Genomic DNA, 20,673 nt, shown 5'->3' with positions numbered 1-20,673 from the left:
TTGCTGCCGCACCGTTCAATGCGCCGCCGCGCCCACTTGCGCATCGGGCTTGACGCGGCGCAGCAGGGCCAGCATGTCGCGCTCGATGCGCGCCAGCGCCTCGGGCGTGTGGCCTTCAAAGCGCAGCACCAGCACGGGCGTGGTGTTGCTGGCGCGGATCAGGCCGAAGCCGTCGGGCCAGTCCACGCGCAGGCCGTCGATGGTGTTGACCTGCGCGGGGGCGCTAAAGGCATCGGCTGCCAGGGCTTGCAGCTCGGCGGCCAGGCGGTGCGGCTCGCCTTCGGCGCAGGGCACGTTCAGCTCGGGCGTGCTGTGGCTGCTGGGCAAGGCGTTCAGCACGGCGCTGGGGTCGGGATAGCGGCTGAGGATTTCCAGCAGGCGGGCTGCGGCGTAGGTGCCGTCGTCAAAGCCGTACCAGCGCTCCTTGAAGAAGATGTGGCCGCTCATCTCGCCGCCCAGCGGGGCATCGACTTCCTTCATCTTGGCCTTGACGAGCGAGTGGCCCGTCTTGTGCATCAGCGGCACGCCGCCTGCGGCCTCAATGGCCGGGGCCAGGCGCTGGCTGCATTTGACGTCGAACACGATATGTGCGCCGGGCACGCGGGTGAGCACGTCCTGCGCGAACAGCATCACTTGCCGGTCGGGGAAGATGGTTTGCCCGTCCTTGGTGACGATACCCAGGCGATCGCCATCGCCATCAAAGGCCAGGCCCAGCTCGGCGTCGGTGTCTTGCAGGGTGCGGATCACGTCGCGCAGGTTCTCGGGCTTGGATGGGTCTGGGTGGTGGTTGGGAAAGCGCCCGTCCACTTCGGTGAACAGCTCGATCACCTCGCAGCCCAGGGCGCGCAGGATGCCGGGGGCCGAGGCGCCGGCCACGCCGTTGCCGCAGTCCACCACCACTTTCATGGGGCGCGTCATGGCCTGCTTGATCTCGCACAGGCCCGCGCTGGCGCTTTGGCCGCTGGTTTGCACGGGGCGCGCCAGGCGCACATCGCCCACGATGCGCTCGCGGTAGGCGGGCAACACGTCCGCCTGGCGCACGCGGCCGCCCTCTTTCAATTGCCAGCTTTCTTCTTCGATGATGCGGCGCAGCGCCTGGATCTCATCGCCGTAAATGGCGCGGCCGGCCAGCACCATCTTGAAGCCGTTGTCGTCACGCGGGTTGTGGCTGCCCGTGACCTGGATGCCGCTTTGGCACAGGGTGCTGGCGGCGAAGTACAGCATGGGCGTGGTGCACTGGCCGATGTCGATGACCTCGATGCCCACCGCCACCAGCCCGCGCATCAATGCAGCGGCCAGCGCCGGGCCGGAGAGCCGCCCGTCGCGCCCCACGGCCACGGTGCGCTGGCCCTCGGCCAGGGCGCGCGTGCCAAAGGCGCGGCCCAGCGCCTCGGCCAGGGCTTCGTTGATGGTCACGGGCGTGGTGCCACGGATGTCGTAGGCTTTGAAAATGGATGCGGCAAGGGGCGTGGCGAGAAAAGGCATGGGAAGAAGCAAGGGGCTGAAGCCGCCTGGACAATGCGGCCCGAAAAGGGAGGCAAAAAGGGGCAAAAAACAAGCCCGAAAAAGGGCAAAAAACAAGCGCGGCATTGTAGAGGGCCTATGGCAGCCCCATTTGCGCCGCGTTGCCTCGCCTGAGTAGCTCCCACATCGCTTGTACGTTCTTTTATGGCCAAACAAAAAACCGCTCAAACCTCCAAACTCGCGCAGCGCCAAGCGCCCGCCCAAACCACGCCCGCAGAAGGCATGCGGCTGGACAAATGGCTGTGGTGCGCCCGCTTTCACAAAACCCGCGCGCTGGCGGCCGAAGAAATTGCCAAGGGCCGTGTGGTGGTCAACGGCATCGTCGCCAAAGCGTCGCGGGAGCTGCGCGTGGGCGATACGCTCATCCTCGGGCACGGCGTGCACCAGCGAACGGTGCAGGTGCGCGGCCTGAGCGCCATGCGCGGCCCGGCTGCGGTGGCGCAAACGCTGTATGAGGAAACGCCCGAAAGCCTGGCCGCGCGCGAGCAACGCGCGCAGCTGCTGCGCCTGGCCCCGGAGCCTGCCGACATGCTGCGCCACGGCCGCCCCACCAAGAAAGACCGCCGCGAGCTGGAGCAACTGCGCCAGCAGTGGGACACCGCGCCACGCGCGCCACTGGATGCGCGCTGGTCGGCCCGCATGGTGCGGGAGGGGAAATAAGCGCTCACCAAATTTCAATCAAAAGTAAATTCAATTTAACTATAAACAAGCCTAAAACACGTTAAAAATTTTCTTTTTGATTGGTAAAAATAAGATCTTCGACGCCACTATACAGCCAGACTATCATCGAATTACAAAAAAACAATCACAAAACAAAAATAAATAGCCATAATTTATCGCTCATCACATCACGCAGGCACGCCCTGCCCAACCACCCCGGAAAGGACTCCACGATGTCAACTCCCAACAAATGCCCCATCACCCATCTCACCATGAACAACGGCGCGCCGGTGCCCAACAACCAGGACAGCCTCACCGCTGGCGCGCGCGGCCCGCTGCTGGCGCAGGATTTGTGGTTGAACGAAAAGCTCGCCAACTTCGTGCGTGAAGTCATCCCCGAGCGCCGCATGCACGCCAAAGGCAGCGGGGCGTTTGGCACCTTCACCGTCACCAACGACATCACCAAATACACCCGCGCCAAAATCTTCAGCGAAGTGGGCAAGAAGACGGAAATGTTCGCTCGCTTCACCACCGTCGCTGGCGAGCGGGGCGCCGCCGACGCCGAGCGCGATATTCGCGGCTTTGCGCTGAAGTTCTACACCGAAGAAGGCAACTGGGACATGGTGGGCAACAACACCCCCGTGTTCTTCATGCGCGACCCGCGCAAGTTCCCCGACTTGAACAAGGCCGTCAAGCGCGACCCGCGTACCAACCTGCGCAGCGCCACCTACAACTGGGATTTCTGGACCCTGCTGCCCGAAGCCTTCCACCAGGTCACCGTCGTGATGAGCGACCGTGGCATTCCCGCCAGCTACCGCCACATGCACGGCTTTGGCAGCCACACCTACAGCTTCTGGAACGAGGCGGGCGAGCGCTTCTGGGTGAAATTCCACTTCCGCACCCAGCAGGGCATCAAGAACCTCACCAACGAGGAAGCGGCCAAACTCATTGGTGAAGACCGTGAAAGCCACCAGCGGGATCTGTACGAAGCCATTGAACGCGGCGATTTCCCGAAATGGAAGATGTACGTTCAGGTCATGCCCGAAGCCGAAGCGGAAAAAGTGCCTTACCACCCGTTCGACCTGACCAAGGTCTGGCCGAAAAAGGACTACCCGCTGATCGAAGTGGGCGAGTTCGAGCTGAACAAAAACCCGGAAAACTTCTTCGCCGACGTCGAGCAATCGGCCTTTGCCCCCAGCAACCTGGTACCCGGCATTGGCGTCTCGCCCGACCGCATGCTGCAAGCGCGCCTGTTCAACTACGCCGATGCACAGCGCTACCGCCTGGGCGTGAACCACCACCAAATCCCGGTGAACAAGCCGCGCTGCCCGGTGATGAGCAACGCCCGCGATGGCGAAGGCCGCGCCGATGGCAACTACGGCAGCGCCCTGCACTATGAACCCAACAGCTTCGGCCAATGGCAAGAGCAGCCCCAGTATGCCGAGCCGCCCCTGCGCATCTCCGGCGACGCCGCGCATTGGAGTTTCCGCGAGGACGACAGCGACTACTTCAGCCAACCGCGCGCCCTGTTCCAATTGATGAGTCCCGCGCAACAGCAAGTGCTGTTCACCAACACCGCTGCCGCAATGGGCGATGCGCCTGATTTCATCAAGTACCGCCACATCCGCAACTGCAACGCCTGCCATCCCGCCTACGGTGAAGGCGTGGCCAAGGCGCTGGGCCTGACGGTGGCCGATGCGCTGGCCGCCCGCGACAGCGATCCGGCCAAGGGCAATCCCGGCTTGCTGTAATGCTGTGACAAGCCAAGAAAAAAAGGGCCATTCGGCCCTTTTTTCATTTCAATCAAAAGAAAAACAATTTATTTCATAACATGCCTAAAAGGCATTGTTTTTTATCCTTTGATTTGCAAAATCACTGCACCGCAGCAGGCACCAGCTTCTCCAGGCCCGCCAGCGGCGCCGTCACGCTCTCGGGCAGATGGTGGCGCTTGGCCATGTAAGCGGCGGTGTTCATGGAAACGAACACATTGCCTTTGCCATCTTCCCAAACCAGCACTTTCGAGGGCAGATCGATCGCCAAGGTTGGCGTTTGCACCATCATCGGCGTGCCCAGCTTGGGGTTGCCAAACACGATCACGCTGGCTGCGGGCATGTCCAATTGCTGCTCTTGCGCAGCCTTTTGGTGGTCAATCACCGTGAAAATAGTCAAGCCCTTGGCCTTCAGCGCATCTTCCACGCGCTTGAGCGATTCGGGTGCGGAGTAGGCGCTTTTGACCGTCAGCAAGCCATCCACCTGCGCAGGCTGCGCATCCACAGCCCAAGCGGGGCTTGCGGCCGCCATCGACAAACAGAGGGCCAAAGAGGTAAAGCCGAGATGTTTCAACATGGTTATATTCCTTTCCTACACGAACATATCAACAGTGGGTGGGGCATGCACGAGGTCAATGCCCCAGGCTGCGGCGGATTTTTTCATCCGTTTTGTACTGACTCAACGCGTACACCGCCCACAGCGCGGCGGGCAGCCAGCCGATCAGGGTGATTTGCAACACCAGGCACACAATCCCCGCCAGCGGGCGGCCGATGGTGAAAAACACCAGAAACGGCAAAAAGATGGCAAGCAGCAAACGCATGGTGTGAAACCCTTTCCCGAAAAAAAAGCGAAAAACGGCCCCCATTTGGGGGCCATTTGCTGCCATGCAAGAGGCTGACGGGGCTGCGCGCCTACTCGCAACACACTTGCACAGCTTCTTACAATAGCCGGTTTTTTCGTTTCGTTACCCCTTTCGCAGCCCCCATGTCCCTCTCTGCCCTGATTTCCGTTTCCGACAAGACCGGCATTGTTGAATTTGCCCAATCCCTGCACGCGCTGGGCGTGCGCCTGCTCTCCACCGGCGGCACAGCCCAACTGCTGGCCCAGGCGGGCTTGCCCGTCACCGAGGTGGCTGAAGTCACCGGCTTTCCGGAAATGCTCGACGGGCGCGTCAAAACCCTGCACCCGCGCATCCACGGCGGCCTGCTGGCGCGGCGCGATCTGCCCGCGCACATGGCGGCGCTGAAAGAGCATGGCATCGACACCATCGATCTGCTGGTGGTCAACCTCTACCCGTTTGAAGCCACCGTCGCCAAGCCCGGCTGCACGCTGGAAGACGCAATCGAAAACATCGACATCGGCGGCCCCGCCATGGTGCGCAGCGCCGCCAAGAACTGGCAGGATGTGGCCGTGCTGACCGATGCCAGCCAATACGCCCCCGTGCTGGCCGAGCTGCAAGCGGCCGGGCAGCTCTCGCGCCAGACGCGCTTTGGCCTCTCGGTAGCCGCCTTCAACCGCATTGCGCAGTACGACGCGGCCATCAGCGACTGGCTCTCGTCCATTGACTTTTCCGCCTCCAGCGCCGGGCAAAGCCCCACTCGCTCGCCCTTCCCCGCGCAAAGCAATGGCAGCTTCGTCAAGCTGCAAGACCTGCGCTATGGCGAAAACCCCCACCAGCAAGCCGCGTTCTACCGCGATCTGCACCCGGCGCCTGGCTCGCTGGTCACGGCCGAGCAATTGCAAGGCAAGGAGCTGTCCTACAACAACATCGCCGATGGCGACGCGGCCTGGGAATGCGTCAAGCAATGGGACGTGCCCGCCTGCGTCATCGTCAAGCACGCCAACCCCTGCGGCGTGGCCGTGGGCGCCAACGCGCTGGAGGCCTACAGCAAGGCCTTCAAAACCGATCCGACCAGCGCCTTCGGCGGCATCATCGCCTTCAACACCCCGGTGGATGCGGCGGCGGCCGAGGCTGTCTCCAAACAATTCGTCGAAGTGCTGATGGCGCCCGACTTCACGCCCGAAGCCTTGGCGCTGCTGCAAGCCAAGCAAAACGTGCGCGTGCTGCGCATCCCCCTGGCCGATGTACAGCGCCAAGGCGCCACGCCCTGGGCGCGCGGCCAGAATGCGCTGGATTTCAAGCGCGTTGGCTCTGGCCTGCTGATCCAGACCGCCGACAACCATGAGCTGACCCTGGCCGACCTCAAGGTGGTCACGCAAAAGCAGCCCACCGCGGAGCAATTGCAGGATTTGCTGTTCGCCTGGAAAGTCGCCCAATTCGTGAAAAGCAATGCCATCGTGTTCTGCAAGGATGGCATGACGATGGGCGTGGGCGCAGGCCAGATGAGCCGGCTCGACTCCGCCCGCATCGCCAGCATCAAGGCCCAGCACGCGGGCCTGTCGCTGAACGGCACGGCAGTGGCCAGCGATGCCTTCTTCCCCTTCCGCGATGGGCTGGATGTGGTGATCGACCACGGCGCAACTTGCGTGATCCAGCCCGGCGGCTCCATGCGCGATCAGGAAGTGATCGACGCGGCCAACGAGCGCGGGGTGGCGATGGTCTTTACCGGCGTGCGCCATTTCCGCCACTGATCGCGATCGCCTGCCTGCCAATAAGCCGCAGCCACGCAAGCAGCGCCCCGACGGCCACGCCGTCCGCACGGGGCCGCTGCGCTCAAAGGGCAGCGTCAGGCATCACACCAGCGCCCGCGCCAGGCGCTGCACGCCTTCGATGATTTTCTCGTCCGCCGCCGTGGCATAACTCATGCGGAAAGTCGCCCCATCCGGCTCGCTGGCGTAAAACGGCGCGCCAGGCACCACGGCCACGCCTTGCTCAATGCCACGGCGCACAAAAGGCGCGGCATCGCCATCGCCGCGCCGTCCTGTCAGGCGCGCCCAGATGAACATGCCGCCCTGCGGCGGGGTGTAGGCAATGGCATCGCCCATTTCTTGCTCCAGGCACTGCATCATCAACCGTGCACGGTGGGCGTAAGCCGCTTGCACCTGCGCCAGCGCGGCAGGCAGGCGGCCGCTGGCCAGATAGGCGCTGGCGGTGACCTGCGCCAGCATGCTGCTATTGGCATCGCTGAACTGCTTGCACATCACCGCTTGCTGCAACAGCGCGGCGGGCGCCACCATCCAGCCCAGGCGCAGGCCGGGCGAGAGCGTTTTGGAGAAACTGCCGCAATAGGCCAGCCAATCGCGGCTGCCCGGCACTTGGGCGCTGAGCGCCAACAAACTGGGCGGCGGCGGGGCATCGAAATACAGCTCGCCATAGGGGTTGTCCTCCACCACCAGCACCTGGTATTGCGCCGCCAGCTCCAGAATGCGGCGGCGGCGCTCCAATGAAAGCTGCGCGCCACTGGGGTTGCCAAAGGTGGGGATGAGGTAAATCAGCCGCGGGCGATGCGCGCGAATGCGCTGCTCCAGCGCATCGACTTGCACCCCTTCGTGGTCGATGGGCACCGCCACCACCTGCGCGCCGTAAAGGCGAAAACACTGGATGGTGGCCAGGAATGTCGGCCCCTCCACCAGCACCGTATCGCCCGGCGAAAGCATGGTTTTGCCCAGCAAATCCAGCGCCTGCTGGCTGCCCGTGGTCACCAGCACATCCGCTGCCTGCACGCTGGCGCCCTGGGCCGCAAGGCTGGCGGCAATTTGCTCGCGCAGCGGCTCGTAACCTTCCGTGGGGCCGTATTGCAAAGCGATGGCGGGATGCTCGGCCAGCGCCGTTTGCGCCGCTTCGGCCAACCCTTGCACATCGAACAGCGCCGCATCGGGAAAGCCCCCCGCAAAGCTGATGATGCCGGGGCGGCCCAGCAGTTTGAAGATCTCGCGGATGGCGGAGGTTTCGACGTTTTGAAGACGGGGGGCGAATTGCATGATGCGTAGCGGCAAGGAGGAAAAACGCCGCATCATAATTGGCCGCATGCCCGATTCCAGCCCCCGTGAAACCCCCAAGCCCCCCATGCAGCGCACTGCGCCCGCCGATCAGGATATCGAAGCCCTGCTGCAAGAGCTGCGCCAGCAAGGCCTGGCCGATGTGGCCCTGGTGCAAACGCATATCTCCTGGCTGCTGATGGGCGGCCAGCGGGTGTGGAAGATCAAAAAGCCCGTGCACCTGCCCTTTCTCGATTTCCGCACGCTGGCCCAGCGCCAGCATTGCTGCGAGGAGGAGCTGCGCCTGAACCGCCGCTTTGCGCCCGAGCTGTATCTGGGCTTGCACCCTCTCTGGCGCGATGCAGCGGGCCGCCTGAGCTGGCATGCCCCCGACACGCCAACCACCCACGCCAACCGCATCCCCAGCGAATGGGCGGTGGAAATGCAGCGCTTTCCCGCCGACGCTTTGCTGAGCGCGCGCCTGACGGCTGCCCAGGCCAAGCAGGCGCGCACCCACCATGCCCCCGTGGCGAACGCGGCCATCGGCCCGGCTGCGGATCCCGTCAGCGCTCCCGGCCTGCACGCCCTCGGCCAGCGCCTGGCCCAGTTCCACGCCCAAGCCAGCGCGGCCAACCCCGATCCGCGCTATGGCAGCCCGGAGCTGATCCGCACCGAAGTCGATCAAGTCCTGCGCACCCTGCGCCAAGGCGCACTGGCGGCGCATGTGCCCGCCTGGCAGGCTTGGGTGGAGGCGCAAAGCCAGCGCCTGTGGCCGCTATGGCAGGCGCGCCAGCGCCTCGTGCGCGAAGGGCATGGCGATTTGCACCTGGGCAATCTGGTCGTGCTGGGCGATGCCATCGCGCCCTTTGACGGCATCGAATTCCAGCCCGCCATGCGCTGGCTCGATCCCGTCAACGATATCGCCTTTCTCAGCATGGATTTGCACGCCCACGGCCGCAGCGATCTGGCCGCGCACCTGATGGACGGCTGGCTGCAAACCAGCGGCGATTACGCAGGCTTGGGCACCTGGCGTTTTTACGAGGTGTATCGCGCGCTGGTGCGGGCGATGGTGGCGCAGCTCACCCCCGGCCAGGCCGCGCAAGGCCAGCGCTATGTGGACTTGCTCGACCGCTGGACAGCAGGCACAGCCGCCCAAGCTGCCCCGGCAGCGCCCGCCAACGCGCCGCACCGCCCGCCCCTGCTCATCACCTGCGGCCTGTCCGGCTCGGGCAAATCCACCGTCGCCGCAGCCGTGATAGCCCGCCTGGGCGCCGTGCGCCTGCGCTCGGATGTGGAGCGCAAACGCCTGTTTGGCCTCGCAGCGCTGGAGGACTCCGCCCAGCGCGGCCTCAATATCTACACGCCCGAGGCCACCGCCCGCACCTTCGCCCGCCTGGGCGAACTGGCCGCAGGCGCGCTGGAAGCGGGCTGGCCAGTCGTCATCGACGCCGCTTTTTTGCGCCGCGAGCAACGCGACGCCATGCACGCACTGGCCCGCCAGCGGGGCCTGCCCTTTGCCATCCTGCACTGCCAGGCCCCCGAAGCGGTTTTGCGCCAGCGCCTCGCCCTGCGCCAGAACCAGGGCCAGGACCCGTCCGAAGCCACTGCCGATGTGCTGGCACGGCAGCAGCAGTGGCTGGAACCGCTGGACGAGGGCGAACAAGCCGTAGCCTGCCACATTGATACCCGCCAGCGCGACTGGCTGACGGCCTGCTTGGACGATTTAGCGAAATTTCAAATCAAAGGAAAAAACGATAGTTAGAAATATTGCCGAAACAAGGCAATATTTTTTCCATTGATTTGAAATAAAAAGCGCCCCGAAAGGGCGCTTGGCATTGGGTGTAGTGGGTGGCGGCGAGCGCAAGGCCTCAACCGCCTCGGCGCATCATGTCGAAAAACTCGTGATTGTTCTTGGTGACCTTCATGTTCTTGAGCATCAGCTCCATGGATTCGATCTCGTCCATGTTGAACAGGAACTGGCGCAGGATGCGCGTTTTCTGCAGCACCTCGGGCGCCAGCAGCAGCTCCTCGCGGCGCGTGCCGCTTTTGGAGAGTTCGATAGCCGGGAACACGCGCTTTTCGTACAGGCGGCGGCTGAGGTGGATTTCGCTGTTGCCCGTGCCCTTGAATTCCTCAAAGATCACCTCGTCCATGCGGCTGCCCGTGTCCACCAGCGCGGTGGCGATGATGGTCAGGCTGCCGCCCTCCTCCACATTGCGCGCGGCGCCAAAAAAGCGCTTGGGCCGGTGCAAGGCATTGGCGTCCACCCCGCCCGAAAGAATCTTGCCGCTGGTGGGCACGACGTTGTTGTAAGCGCGCGCCAGGCGGGTGATGGAGTCCAGCAGGATCACCACGTCCTTTTTCAGCTCCACCAGGCGCTTGGCGCGCTCGATCACCATCTCGGCCACGTGCACGTGGCGCGCGGCCGGCTCGTCAAAGGTCGAGGCGATGATCTCGCCCTTGACGGTGCGCTGCATCTCGGTCACTTCCTCAGGGCGCTCATCGACCAGCAGCACCATCAGGTGCACGTCCGGGTTGTTGGCTGTGATGGCGTGGGCGATGTGCTGCATCATCATGGTCTTGCCGCTCTTGGGCGGTGCCACGATCAGCGCGCGCTGGCCACGGCCCAGCGGGGCGATGATGTCGATAATGCGGCCGGTGATGTTCTCCTCAGCCTTGATGTCGCGCTCGAGCTTCATCTGCTGTTTGGGGAACAGCGGCGTGAGGTTCTCGAACATCACCTTGTGCTTGTTCTGCTCGGGCGGGCCGCCATTGATTTTGTCGAGCTTGGTCAGCGCGAAATAGCGCTCGCCATCCTTGGGGATGCGCACCTCGCCCTCGATCATGTCGCCCGTGTGCAGGTTGAAGCGCCGCACCTGGCTGGGCGAGATGTAAATATCGTCCGTGCTGGCGGTGAAGCTGGTGTCGGGGCTGCGCAAAAAGCCGAAGCCATCGGGCAGGATTTCCAGCACGCCGTCGGCGAAAACCTGCTCGCCATTTTCCTTGGCGCGTTTTTTGATGATGGCAAACATCAGCTCCTGCTTGCGCATACGGCCGGTGTTTTCGATACCCAGGGCTTCGGCCTGCTTCAATACTTCGGACACGTGCAGTGCCTTGAGCTCATTCAAGTGCATGGAATCGAGTCTCCAGAAATGGAGAAAAGAAAGAAGATGGGAGTTGGGGAGGCGCCTGTCAGAGCCTGTTCAAAGGCCCAAGGCGATAAAGAAGGATGCAGCGATGGCCTTGTGGGCCTCCATACGGCACAGCAGCGTTGGCAAGGCTGCGGGCCTCAAAACTGCGGATGAGTTGCAAAAAAGCCTGTTCAAAGCCTCTGAGAACCTCGCGCCAGGAGCTTATGAAAGCCCCCGCCACCCCCTGCCGCCAAGCGAGGGCGAAAAGCGGGCGATTATGACAGCAAATCATGGCCTGGCCTGCCAGGAGGGACTCGAACCCCCGACCTGCTGCTTAGAAGGCAGCTGCTCTATCCAGTTGAGCTACTGGCAGTGATGAGGTGGGTCAAGAAAGTGCAGCCCGCTTCGGGGAGAGCGGGCTGCGTTTTGATTCTTGGCGGAAGAGGTGGGATTCGAACCCACGGATGGTCGCCCATCGCCGGTTTTCAAGACCGGTGCATTCAACCGCTCTGCCACTCTTCCAATTGCTGGCGCATCCGTCGTGCAGCCGGCCAGCAAGGGCGCGATTCTACGGGCAAAACGGGGGGCGCTCGGGCGATCCGGCGCGCGCGCAGCGCCGCCGGGGTGCATGCAAGTGGCTGTGCAAGGCGTCAGTGCACATGCACGGGGTGGTGTGCAAGGCCGGTGTAGCTGTCCAGCGTTTCTTCCACTTCCTCTTGCGTGGGGGTGTTGCGCTGCCATTCGCGGATTTGGGCGTGGAAAATCTCCGCCCAGCGGCCGTCCAGGTAGACCTCGCGGCCTGAGCGTTTATCCACAATCTCAAACCCGTGGCGCACCAGCCCCGCGAGCGGATGGCGCGGTTGCTCGCCCTCCAGGTGGGCCGAGGCGACGTCCTGCTGCATATGGACGACCGAAAATGCGTCGGATTCATACAAAGTGTTCATGGACTCCTCCAGCGTGATGGATTGGGACATGAGTGAGGTCAACGCGTCGGCTTTCAAGTAGGGACAAACAGGGTTCGAGGCAGTATGCACGAAAAAAACGTCGCCCCGGCCCGCTTGCAGGCACTCTCACAACACCCCCACGCTGGCGGGCGCAAAAACCATGCAAAAAGGCCGGGCACACGCCTGACGCCCGGCCTTTTTTACCAATCAATAAGAAACAAAACAACCTTTTTATGGCTTGTTACACATCAAGTCATTTTTACATTGATGTGTATTTCATTCTTTGTACGGCTCCAGTCTGGCGTTGCGCAGGCTGTAGCCGCTCACGCCCATTTCGGAGTTTTGCCGGGCCACTTGCAGCTCGCCCGTGGCCCAGACGGCATCGAGCGAGGCAAAGCCTTTCACGGGTTTTTCCAGCTTGATGTGGATGATTTGGTTGGCTGGCGGCGGCGGGGTGTGGATGCAAGCGCCGAAGTTGGGCACCAGCAGCAGCTCGCGCAGGCCGTCCTTGCCGTCCTCCAGCGCCACCACATAGCCGGGCAGGCGCACCAGCTTGCCTTGGTAGTCGTTCACGGTGGGGGCGCTGTCCCAGACTTTGCGCATGCGGTCGTAGAGCTTTTGCGCGCGCGGGTCGCTGTCGTCCCATTCCTCGGCGCCATCGGCAAACAAGTCGGCGAATTCGGCGCTGGGGTCCCAATTGGCGGGCACCAGGGAATCCCAGCTCACCGCCAAGGGCTTGCCGCTGGCGGCTTTGCCCTGGCTGGCCTTGGCCGCTGGCGGTGCGGCGTTTTCCTTGCCCGCCGCAACAGCAGCAGGCAGGCCCAGGCAGCCCGCCACGACTAGGCAGAGCAAGCGGGCGGAAACAAGGCGGGAGAGCGGCGATGGGCGTTTCATGGTCGGGATGGATTCGTCAAAAGAAAAAGGGCTGGTTGGGCGCGGGGTGCAGTCTGGCGCAAGCGCGCCATTGTGCCGCCAGATAGGGCCTCGGATGGAACCTCGGATCGGGCGTCGGATAGGCCGTCAGAGCGATAGCCGGATTTTTGCCGCTGGCTTTGCGGCTGGTGTTGCCGCTTTCGGGCAAGGGCGATTTGCCCCGCGCCTCACGGCGCTGTCCCCAGCAGCCCCAGCGCAACCGCCACGGCCAGCGGCGCGGTTTCGGCGCGCAGCACGCGCGGGCCCAGGTGCAAGGGGGCCCATCCCGCCGCCAGGGCTTGTTGTTCCTCAGCCTGGCTCAGGCCGCCTTCGGGGCCGGAGAGCACGGTGAGGGCATTCACACCGCCCTGCTCCAGCTCGGCCAGCCAGCGTGCATCCAGGCGGGCGCTGCCCGCGTGCAGGCTCAACACACAGCGCCGCTGCGCCCCACCGGCGGCCTGCGCCTGTTCTTTCTCTTGTGCCTGTACCTGTGCCTGCACATAGGCCGCCAGCGTGCTCACGGGTTGGATCAGCGGCACGCGGTTGCGCCCGCATTGCTCGCAGGCGGCGATGGCGATGGCCTGCCAGTGGGCGCGTTTTTTCTCGGCGCGCTCGCCTTGCAGGCGCAGCACGCTGCGCTCGGTCATCAAGGGGGTGATGCTGGCTGCACCCAGCTCGGTAGCCTTTTCCACCAGCCAATCCATGCGCTCGTTGCTGGGCATGCCCAGGGCCAGGTGCAAGGCGATGCGGTTTTCGCGCGCGTGCACTTCGCAGGCGTCGATGCGCACTTGCACGCTGTGGCGGCCCATCTCGGTGATGGTGGCGGCGTATTCGTGCCCGCTTTCGGCATCGTCGCCGGGGAACAGGGTGATGGCCTGGCCGGGCTGCATGCGCAGCACCTGCACATGGCGCACGGCCTGCTCGGGCAAGGCCAGATGGGCGCCGATGGCCAGCGGGCCAGGGTGGTGGATGCGGGGCGCTGATGGCATGACGCGCCTCAACGCTCGCGCAGCCAGCGCACGTAGCGGTCGCCCGCAAACTGCACGGCGGTGACCAGCAGCAGCAAGGCAACGATGACGACGACCATCACCTGCGAATCAAAGCGCTGGTAGCCATAGCGAATGGCCAAATCGCCCAGCCCCCCCGCGCCCACCGCACCGGCCATGGCCGAGGAGCTGATGAGCGCTACCAAGGTGATGGTGAAGCCGCCGATGATGCCGGGCATGGCTTCGGGCAGATAGACGTGGCGCACGATGTCCCACTTGCGGCAGCCCATGGCCTGGGCCGCTTCGATCAGGCCGGGATCGACTTCGCGCAGGCTGACCTCGGCAATGCGGGCGAAAAACGGCGTGGCGCTGATGGCCAGCGGCACGATGGCCGCCCACACGCCGATGGTGGTGCCCACGACCCAGCGCGTGAACGGGATGAGCGCCACCAGCAGCACGATGAAAGGCACGGCGCGAAAGCCGTTGACGACGTAGCCCACCGCGCGGTTGATGCCCGGCGAAGCCAGAAAGCCCCCCGGCGCGGTGACGATCAAGAGCAGCGCCAGCGGCACGCCCGCCAAAAAAGCGATGGCGCCGGAGACGCCCACCATCAGCAACGTCTCCAGCAGCGATTGCCAGTAAGTGGTCAGCGGGATCGACAGCCAGGCGGGCTGCCAGCTTTGCAACAGGGATTCAAACGACATAACCCAACACCTCCATGCGATGGGCCAGCGGCAGGGCCTGCCCTGCCAGCGCGGCTTCGGGCGCGCCAGCCATCTCTTGCGCCTGCACTGCCTGCATGGCCTGCGGGGGCAGCGGCGCGGCCCCATCCATACTGACGATCAAATGCCCGTGCGCATGGCCTTGGATGCGATCGACGCCGCCATGCAGCAAGCGCAGCCCCGGCAGGGCCTGGGCCAGGCGGGTGAAATCCGGCTCCAGCCCGTGGGCGCCGGTGTAGCTCAATTGCACGATGCGCTGGTGCGGCTGCGCGGGCGGCTCGGGCAGCAGGCGTTCGCGCAAATCGTCGGGCAAGCCATGCTCCAGCGGCGCCAGCAGCGCGCGGGTGGCCGCGTGGCGCGGTGCGCCAAACACCTGCCAAACCTCGCCGTGCTCGGCAATGCGGCCTTTTTCCAGCACCAGCACGCGATCGGCAATCTCGCGGATCACGCTCATCTCGTGCGTGATGAGGATGACGGTAATGCCCAGGCGGCGGTTGATGTCGCGCAGCAAATGCAAGATCGCAGCCGTGGTCTCCGGATCCAGCGCCGAAGTCGCCTCGTCGCACAGCAAAATCGGCGGGTTGTGCACCAGTGCGCGCGCAATGCCCACGCGCTGCTTTTGCCCGCCCGAGAGGCGCTTGGGGTACACATCGCGCTTGTCGGCCAAGCCCACCAGCTCCAGCAGCTCGCGCACCCGCGCTTCGGTCTGCGCGGCGGGCACGCCCGCCACTTGCAGCGGCAAGGCCACGTTCTCCCACACCGTCTTGGCCGCCAGCAGGTTGAAGTGCTGAAAAATCATGCCGATGCGCCTGCGCTGGCGCACCAGTGCCTCCTCGCTCAGGCTACCTATGTCCACCCCTTCCACCAGCACCTGCCCTTCAGTGGGGCGCTCCAGCCGGTTGATGGTGCGCAGCAAGCTGGATTTACCCGCCCCGCTGCGGCCAATGATGCCGAAGATGCAGCCGCGAGGAATCGCCAAATCGATGTCGGCCAGCGCATGCACCGGGCCGGATGCGGCCTGATACGTTTTGCCCACGCCCTTGAAAACCACAGCGTCGCCCGGCTGGGCCGCTGCGGCTGTGTGTGTTGTCAGGCTCGTCACCCCTGCTTCTCCCCATGCTTGATGCGTTCGCGCTGCGGCATGCGCCCGGCTCCTGGTCTGTTGGCTGCTGTTGATTGGCTGGCGGCCCTGCGGGGCGCTCAGCGCCCCTGCAACTCCTGCACGCCCCGGTTGGCCAGCGCGTCGGCGCGCTCGTTGCCGGGGTGGCCCGCATGGCCTTTCACCCAATGCCAGGCGATGCGGTGGCCGCGGCTGTGCACTTGCTCGTCCAGCGCGCGCCACAACTCCACGTTTTTCACCGGCTGGCCGCTGGCGGTTTTCCAGTTCTTGGCCTTCCAGCCGTGAATCCACTCCGTAATGCCTTTGCGCACATATTCACTGTCCAGGTAAAGCGTGACGCGGCAAGGGCGCTTGAGCAGCGCCAGCGCCTCGATGACGGCGCGCAGCTCCATGCGGTTGTTGGTGGTGCCCGGCTCGCCACCCCAGATTTCCTTGCTGGCGCCGCCCGACTGGAGCAAAGCGCCCCAGCCTCCCGCACCGGGATTGCCTTTGCAGGCGCCGTCGGTGTAGATGGTGACTTCGGGAAGGGCTTGCGACATGTGCTGTGCGGGCGCGGCAGCGCGAAAAAACCCGCGATTATGCCGCCTTCATTCCCAAGCAAGCCGTGGGAATCGGGCATTCTTACGGCTTCGCGCCTCCCCCCACGCACCGCCATGCCCTACAACACCCTGCTCACCCTCGCCCAACCCCTGCTGCGCCGCAAACTGGCGCGCCGCGCGCAGGCCGAGCCGCTGTATGGCCATCTGGTGCCAGAGCGCTTCGGGCATTACGGCTTCCCCCCCATCCCTCCCACCGCCCGCGATGCCCGCCCACTGTGGATTCATGCCGTCTCTCTGGGCGAAACGCGTACCGCAGGCCTGCTCATCGAAGCCCTGCGCGCGCGCATCCCCGATCTGCCGCTGTTGCTCACCCACGGCACCGCCACCGGCCGCGCCGAGGGCCAACGCCTTTTGCGCGCGGGCGATCTGCAATGCTGGTACCCGTGGGATACACGCGCGGCCGTGGGGCGCTTTCTGGCCCACTTCCAGCCCCGGCTGGGCCTGCTGATGGAAACCGAGGTCTGGCCCAACATGGTCGAGCAATGCCGCCGCCAGAGCCTGCCGCTGTGGCTGGTCAATGCGCGGCTCAATGCCCGCTCCCACGCCCGCATCCTGCGGGCGCGCTGGCTCATGGGGCCGGCCTACCGCCACCTGGCCGCCGTGCTCGCCCAAACCGAGGCCGACGCCCAGCGCCTGCGCGACATCGGCGCGCCCGTCACCGCCATCACTGGCAACATCAAATTCGACGCCCGCCCCGACGCCGCCCAACGCCAGCTCGGCCACGCCTGGCGCGAGCGCCACATGCAAGCCGGTGGCCAGCCCATCGCCATCCTCGCCAGCAGCCGCGAGGGCGAAGAAGCCGCCTGGCTCGCCGCCCTGCCCCCGGCGCTCTTGCAACAAGTGCAATGGCTGATCGTGCCGCGCCACCCCCAGCGCTTCGACGCCGTCGAACACCTGCTGCAACAGCACGGCCTGCGCGTGGCGCGCCGCAGCGCCTGGGGCGAGCAAGGCCCCGTTGAAAGCCCCGTTGCAGGCCCAGGCAAAAACCCCATTGCCCAACCCACCATCTGGCTGGGCGACAGCATGGGCGAAATGGCCCTGTACTACAGCCTCGCCCACGCCGCCTTGCTGGGCGGCTCCTTCGCGCCGCTGGGCGGGCAAAACCTCATCGAAGCCTGCGCCTGCGCCTGCCCCGTCGTCATGGGGCCGCACACCTTCAACTTTGCCCAGGCCGCCGACGACGCCCTGGCCCACCAGGCGGCCCTGCGCGCGGGCGACATCGCCCAGGCCATCACCCAAGCCGCCGCACTGCTGCACCACCGCAGCCAACTGCACGCCATGCAAAATCACGCCCTCGCCTTCGCCCAAAGCCACCGCGGTGCGCTCGACCGCCTGGCCGACGCCGTCGCCACCGCCTGGCAGGCGCAAGGCAGGTGAACAAGGCCACGCTTTGAGCGCAATCCACGTATTTACCATTCAAAAGAAATTCAATGCATTACTAATCAAGCCATAAAAAGTATATTTATTTGCCAATTGATTTAAAAATATATTCGAAAAACCAGCGCACAATCCCCGCCTCATGTCCAAAGCCCTCCTGCACCTCTGGAACCCCAAACTTTCCAATCAAGAAAATTCACGCCAATAAAAACATGCCAAAACAGGCATATTTCTTTTCCTATTGATCGATAAAAAATCACTCATGACCTCTCCAGCCGCGACCGAACAGGCCCGACTCACCCATTTCGACGCCCAGGGCCAAGCCTGGATGGTGGACGTAGCCCACAAAGCGCCCACCCATCGCAAAGCCGTGGCCTGCGGGCGCATCCGCCTCTCGCCCGCCACGTTTGCCGCCCTGCAAGCCCCCGAAACCAGCCCCAAAGGCGATGTGCTGGGCGTGGCGCGCATCGCCGCCATTCAGGGGGCCAAGCAAACATCGGCGCTGATCCCGCTATGCCACCCCCTGCCGCTGACGCATTTGAGCGTCGAGTTCACGCTCGATGCGCAAACGCCCAGCGTGGCCATCCAGGTCACGGCCGAAACCCAGGGCAAGACGGGCGTGGAGATGGAAGCCCTCACCGGCGCCAGCATCGGCCTGCTGACGGTGTACGACATGCTCAAGGCCATCGACAAAGGCATGGTGATTGAATCGGTCTATCTGCTGCGCAAGGAGGGCGGCAAAAGCGGCCCCTGGGCCAGAGCCGAGAGCACTACCGAGGGCGGCGGCTGATGGCGGCGGCTGATGGGGCCGTCGCCCCCGCTCCCCCCTATGGCATGGGGTTATAGTGTCGGCCCTTTGTGCGCGGGTGCGGCCCGCGCGCTTTTGACGGTAGAAGTAAGCCAGCCATGACAAACGATAACGACACCCCTTTTGAAATTCACGTCCACGGGCAGGTTTTCGTGCGCCGCGATGTGAGTTTCAGCGCCATTGAGGAGGCGCTCAAGCCCATGTGGCAGTACGCGGGCGCACGTTCTCTGGCCGCTGCCGCCGTGGGGTATTACGAAGAAGAGCCTGGCATTGAATTCATTGCGCGCGAGCATGTGCTGCAAATGTGCTGGACGGTGCGCGGCGGAGAGGATTTCCGCCAGGTGATCGACGAAGTCTGCATGAACCTCAACGATCTGGCCGACCGCGGCTGCGTCATTGAAGTAACGTTCTACGACCGCGCCTGGGACGATATGGACGAGGACGAAGAAGACGAAGCCAACGCCCGCGGCGAGCAGGCGCGCGATGATTTCTTTCTGCTGTTCGTCGGCCCCACGCCATCGGCCATCATGCAGGTGCAACGCGACTTGCTGGTGCAGGACGTGGTCAGCCTGATGGAGCGGCACTTCGAGGCCGCCGAACTCACCGGCGTGGTCAACGAAATCGACCGGCTTTTCACAGGCCGCTTTGATGCGCTGGTCAGCTCGCTGGAGTTGGGCCGCCCGCCCCGTGGCGAATCGGGCGGCTCGGGCGGGAGCAGCGGCCACGGCGGCGGCCGACGCCCGCCCCGGCATCTGCACTGAGCGCCTTGAGCGCATCAAACGCGCATCGAGCAAACACATGGAACACGCTGCTTTGAGAGCAGCGTTTCTTATTGGATCGAAGTCTTGTGCCGGGGCGCAGCACAGCACAGCGCGCCTTCCTCGCCCCTTTTGCAGCTCTTGCCGCTGCAAACCGCTACGCAGCCTGCCCCTTGGCTTGAGCGCCCTCCCCTATTCGCCCCACGTGGGTCAAGTGGGCCAGGTGGCGCTTGGCTTGCGCTTGCAGGGCGTGCACATCGCCCGAACCCAATAACTGCAAGCCCGGGCGCGCAGGCTGCGGCGGCCAGCCTTTGGGCTGTGGGGCGAGCAAACCCACCGCATCCAGACGCATGCGCGTTTGCCGGGCCACTGCCGGGGCCGAGTCGATGAAGGCCAGCCCAGTGGGCGCGTGGCGGCGCAGCGCCTCCAACGCCAGCGGGTAGTGGGTGCAGCCCAGCACCAGCGTATCCACGCCAGGCGCGGTTTGGCAGGCCTGGGCGGTGTAACGGGCGCAAAGGGTATCGACCAAGGCAACGTCGCCGCTTTCGATCGCGCCTGCCAGCCCTGAGCAGGGCACAGCCACGATGCGCGCATGCGGATAGGCCTGCGCCATGCGCGCCGCCAGTGCCTGGTATTTGGCGCTGCTCAGCGTGCGATCGGTTGCCAGCACGGCCACCTGGGCGCTGGCGCTGCGCTCCAGCGCGGGCTTGAGGGCAGGCTCCACGCCGATGATGGGCAAATCCGGGTGGCGCTGGCGCAGCCAATGGATGGCGACCGTCGTGGCCGTGTTGCAAGCCACCACCAGCGCCTTGATGCCCTGCTGCCGGATCAGCGCTTCGGTGATATGCAAACAGCGCTGGGCAATGAAGGCATCGGGGCGTTCGCCATAAGGGGCGTGACCGGCATCGGAGAAGTACACAAACGCCTCGCCCGGCAGCGCTTGCTGCAAGGCATGCAGGATGCTCAGGCCGCCAATGCCGCTGTCGAACACGCCAATGGGGCGTGTGCTGGCCTGCAAGGCAACGGGCTGCGCCACTGTTGTGCTCATGCGCCTCTCATTGCGCTGGAAAGCTCACACCGAGAAGCTGGAGCCGCAGCCGCAGGTGGATTCGGCGTTGGGGTTTTTGATGACGAACTGCGCGCCTTGCAGATCTTCTTTGTAGTCGATCTCGGCGCCGAACAAGTATTGGTAGCTCATGGGGTCGATCAGCAGCGAGACGCCATTTTTGGTCATGGTCGTGTCGTCTTCGTTGGCGATCTCGTCGAAGGTAAAGCCGTACTGGAAGCCCGAGCAGCCACCGCCTTGCACGAACACGCGCAGCTTCAAATCGGGGTTGCCCTCCTCCGCAATCAAATCGGCCACCTTGGCGGCGGCGGCATCGGTGAAGTTGATGGGCATGTCGGGCGTGGCTTGGACTTCGGTTGTCGCTTCGGTTGTCATCGGGTGGTTCTCCTGCTGAGGCCTGGCTGGCTGGCCAGGCGG

General features: G+C 64.4%; 20 protein-coding genes and 2 tRNA genes. 7 read left to right on the top strand and 15 right to left on the bottom strand.

Going from position 1 to position 20,673, the window contains the following annotated elements; genetic code table 11:
- Positions 1-15: 15 nt before the first annotated feature.
- Positions 16-1,485 (bottom strand): phosphomannomutase/phosphoglucomutase, encoded by a 1,470-nt coding sequence (locus tag EBQ26_RS03090; RefSeq protein WP_122237570.1) that lies wholly within the window; start codon positions 1,483-1,485, stop codon positions 16-18.
- A 261-nt stretch (positions 1,486-1,746) separates the two neighbouring features.
- Here EBQ26_RS03090 and EBQ26_RS03085 point away from each other — a divergent pair, with 261 nt between their 5' ends.
- Together EBQ26_RS03085 and EBQ26_RS03080 are read left to right on the top strand one after the other, a co-directional pair.
- Positions 1,747-2,184, top strand: coding sequence for an RNA-binding S4 domain-containing protein (locus EBQ26_RS03085; protein WP_122237688.1), 438 nt, complete (start codon positions 1,747-1,749; stop codon positions 2,182-2,184).
- A 233-nt stretch (positions 2,185-2,417) separates the two neighbouring features.
- Positions 2,418-3,935, top strand: a complete 1,518-nt coding sequence (locus tag EBQ26_RS03080; protein WP_122237569.1) for a catalase — start codon at positions 2,418-2,420, stop codon at positions 3,933-3,935.
- A gap of 121 nt (positions 3,936-4,056) precedes the next feature.
- Here EBQ26_RS03080 and EBQ26_RS03075 read toward each other — a convergent pair whose 3' ends face one another.
- Positions 4,057-4,530, bottom strand: a complete 474-nt coding sequence (locus tag EBQ26_RS03075; RefSeq protein ID WP_122237568.1) for a DUF302 domain-containing protein — start codon at positions 4,528-4,530, stop codon at positions 4,057-4,059.
- 55 nt (positions 4,531-4,585) lie between these two features.
- Positions 4,586-4,774 (bottom strand): YqaE/Pmp3 family membrane protein, encoded by a 189-nt coding sequence (locus tag EBQ26_RS03070; RefSeq protein ID WP_122237687.1) that lies wholly within the window; start codon positions 4,772-4,774, stop codon positions 4,586-4,588.
- A gap of 164 nt (positions 4,775-4,938) precedes the next feature.
- Here EBQ26_RS03070 and purH point away from each other — a divergent pair, with 164 nt between their 5' ends.
- Positions 4,939-6,546, top strand: a complete 1,608-nt coding sequence (gene purH, locus EBQ26_RS03065) for a bifunctional phosphoribosylaminoimidazolecarboxamide formyltransferase/IMP cyclohydrolase (protein ID WP_122237567.1) — start codon at positions 4,939-4,941, stop codon at positions 6,544-6,546.
- A gap of 102 nt (positions 6,547-6,648) precedes the next feature.
- On the opposite strand, the gene EBQ26_RS03060 is transcribed toward purH, so the two are convergent.
- A complete protein-coding gene (locus tag EBQ26_RS03060) occupies positions 6,649-7,836 on the bottom strand; it encodes an aminotransferase-like domain-containing protein (protein WP_122237566.1) in 1,188 nt (395 codons plus the stop codon).
- Positions 7,837-7,882: 46 nt separating this feature from the next.
- Here EBQ26_RS03060 and EBQ26_RS03055 point away from each other — a divergent pair, with 46 nt between their 5' ends.
- Complete coding sequence (locus EBQ26_RS03055) at positions 7,883-9,595, top strand: bifunctional aminoglycoside phosphotransferase/ATP-binding protein (RefSeq protein ID WP_238944103.1); 1,713 nt, start codon at positions 7,883-7,885, stop codon at positions 9,593-9,595.
- A gap of 106 nt (positions 9,596-9,701) precedes the next feature.
- On the opposite strand, the gene rho is transcribed toward EBQ26_RS03055, so the two are convergent.
- The 9 genes from rho to rnhA form a co-directional block, all read right to left on the bottom strand.
- Complete coding sequence (rho, locus tag EBQ26_RS03050; protein ID WP_122237565.1) at positions 9,702-10,967, bottom strand: transcription termination factor Rho; 1,266 nt, start codon at positions 10,965-10,967, stop codon at positions 9,702-9,704.
- Between the two features lie 293 nt (positions 10,968-11,260).
- Positions 11,261-11,337, bottom strand: a tRNA-Arg gene (locus tag EBQ26_RS03045).
- 61 nt (positions 11,338-11,398) lie between these two features.
- A tRNA-Ser gene (locus EBQ26_RS03040) sits at positions 11,399-11,486 on the bottom strand.
- Between the two features lie 128 nt (positions 11,487-11,614).
- Complete coding sequence (locus EBQ26_RS03035) at positions 11,615-11,908, bottom strand: BTH_I0359 family protein (RefSeq protein ID WP_122237685.1); 294 nt, start codon at positions 11,906-11,908, stop codon at positions 11,615-11,617.
- 276 nt (positions 11,909-12,184) lie between these two features.
- Positions 12,185-12,802 carry a DUF3299 domain-containing protein gene (locus EBQ26_RS03030; RefSeq protein WP_122237564.1) on the bottom strand — a complete coding sequence of 206 codons (618 nt, stop codon included), beginning with the start codon at positions 12,800-12,802 and terminating at the stop codon, positions 12,185-12,187.
- Positions 12,803-13,008: 206 nt separating this feature from the next.
- Entirely contained in the window at positions 13,009-13,809 is an 801-nt protein-coding gene (locus tag EBQ26_RS03025; RefSeq protein WP_122237684.1) for a 16S rRNA (uracil(1498)-N(3))-methyltransferase, read from the bottom strand.
- A gap of 8 nt (positions 13,810-13,817) precedes the next feature.
- Positions 13,818-14,510 (bottom strand): methionine ABC transporter permease, encoded by a 693-nt coding sequence (locus EBQ26_RS03020; RefSeq protein ID WP_122237563.1) that lies wholly within the window; start codon positions 14,508-14,510, stop codon positions 13,818-13,820.
- Entirely contained in the window at positions 14,500-15,630 is a 1,131-nt protein-coding gene (locus EBQ26_RS03015) for a methionine ABC transporter ATP-binding protein (protein ID WP_122237562.1), read from the bottom strand. The genes EBQ26_RS03020 and EBQ26_RS03015 overlap by 11 nt, the downstream gene beginning before the upstream one ends.
- A gap of 98 nt (positions 15,631-15,728) precedes the next feature.
- Complete coding sequence (rnhA, locus tag EBQ26_RS03010; protein ID WP_122237561.1) at positions 15,729-16,187, bottom strand: ribonuclease HI; 459 nt, start codon at positions 16,185-16,187, stop codon at positions 15,729-15,731.
- A 114-nt stretch (positions 16,188-16,301) separates the two neighbouring features.
- Here rnhA and EBQ26_RS03005 point away from each other — a divergent pair, with 114 nt between their 5' ends.
- The 3 genes from EBQ26_RS03005 (at position 16,302) to EBQ26_RS02995 (ending at position 19,193) form a co-directional block, all read left to right on the top strand.
- Entirely contained in the window at positions 16,302-17,624 is a 1,323-nt protein-coding gene (locus tag EBQ26_RS03005; RefSeq protein ID WP_238944102.1) for a 3-deoxy-D-manno-octulosonic acid transferase, read from the top strand.
- A gap of 262 nt (positions 17,625-17,886) precedes the next feature.
- Positions 17,887-18,414, top strand: a complete 528-nt coding sequence (gene moaC, locus EBQ26_RS03000) for a cyclic pyranopterin monophosphate synthase MoaC (RefSeq protein WP_122237560.1) — start codon at positions 17,887-17,889, stop codon at positions 18,412-18,414.
- 116 nt (positions 18,415-18,530) lie between these two features.
- Positions 18,531-19,193: a DUF6806 family protein gene (locus EBQ26_RS02995; RefSeq protein ID WP_122237559.1), complete on the top strand. Its 663-nt coding sequence runs from the start codon at positions 18,531-18,533 to the stop codon at positions 19,191-19,193.
- Positions 19,194-19,347: 154 nt separating this feature from the next.
- Here EBQ26_RS02995 and murI read toward each other — a convergent pair whose 3' ends face one another.
- Together murI and erpA are read right to left on the bottom strand one after the other, a co-directional pair.
- On the bottom strand, positions 19,348-20,238 hold the full coding sequence (murI, locus tag EBQ26_RS02990) for a glutamate racemase (protein WP_122237558.1): 891 nt from the start codon (positions 20,236-20,238) through the stop codon (positions 19,348-19,350).
- A 24-nt stretch (positions 20,239-20,262) separates the two neighbouring features.
- Positions 20,263-20,631, bottom strand: a complete 369-nt coding sequence (erpA, locus tag EBQ26_RS02985; RefSeq protein ID WP_122237557.1) for an iron-sulfur cluster insertion protein ErpA — start codon at positions 20,629-20,631, stop codon at positions 20,263-20,265.
- Positions 20,632-20,673: the final 42 nt, after the last annotated feature.

The organism is Allofranklinella schreckenbergeri, from assembly GCF_003703475.1.
Classification (GTDB): domain Bacteria; phylum Pseudomonadota; class Gammaproteobacteria; order Burkholderiales; family Burkholderiaceae_C; genus Lampropedia; species Lampropedia schreckenbergeri.
This window is presented reverse-complemented; position numbering and strand designations above follow the sequence as displayed.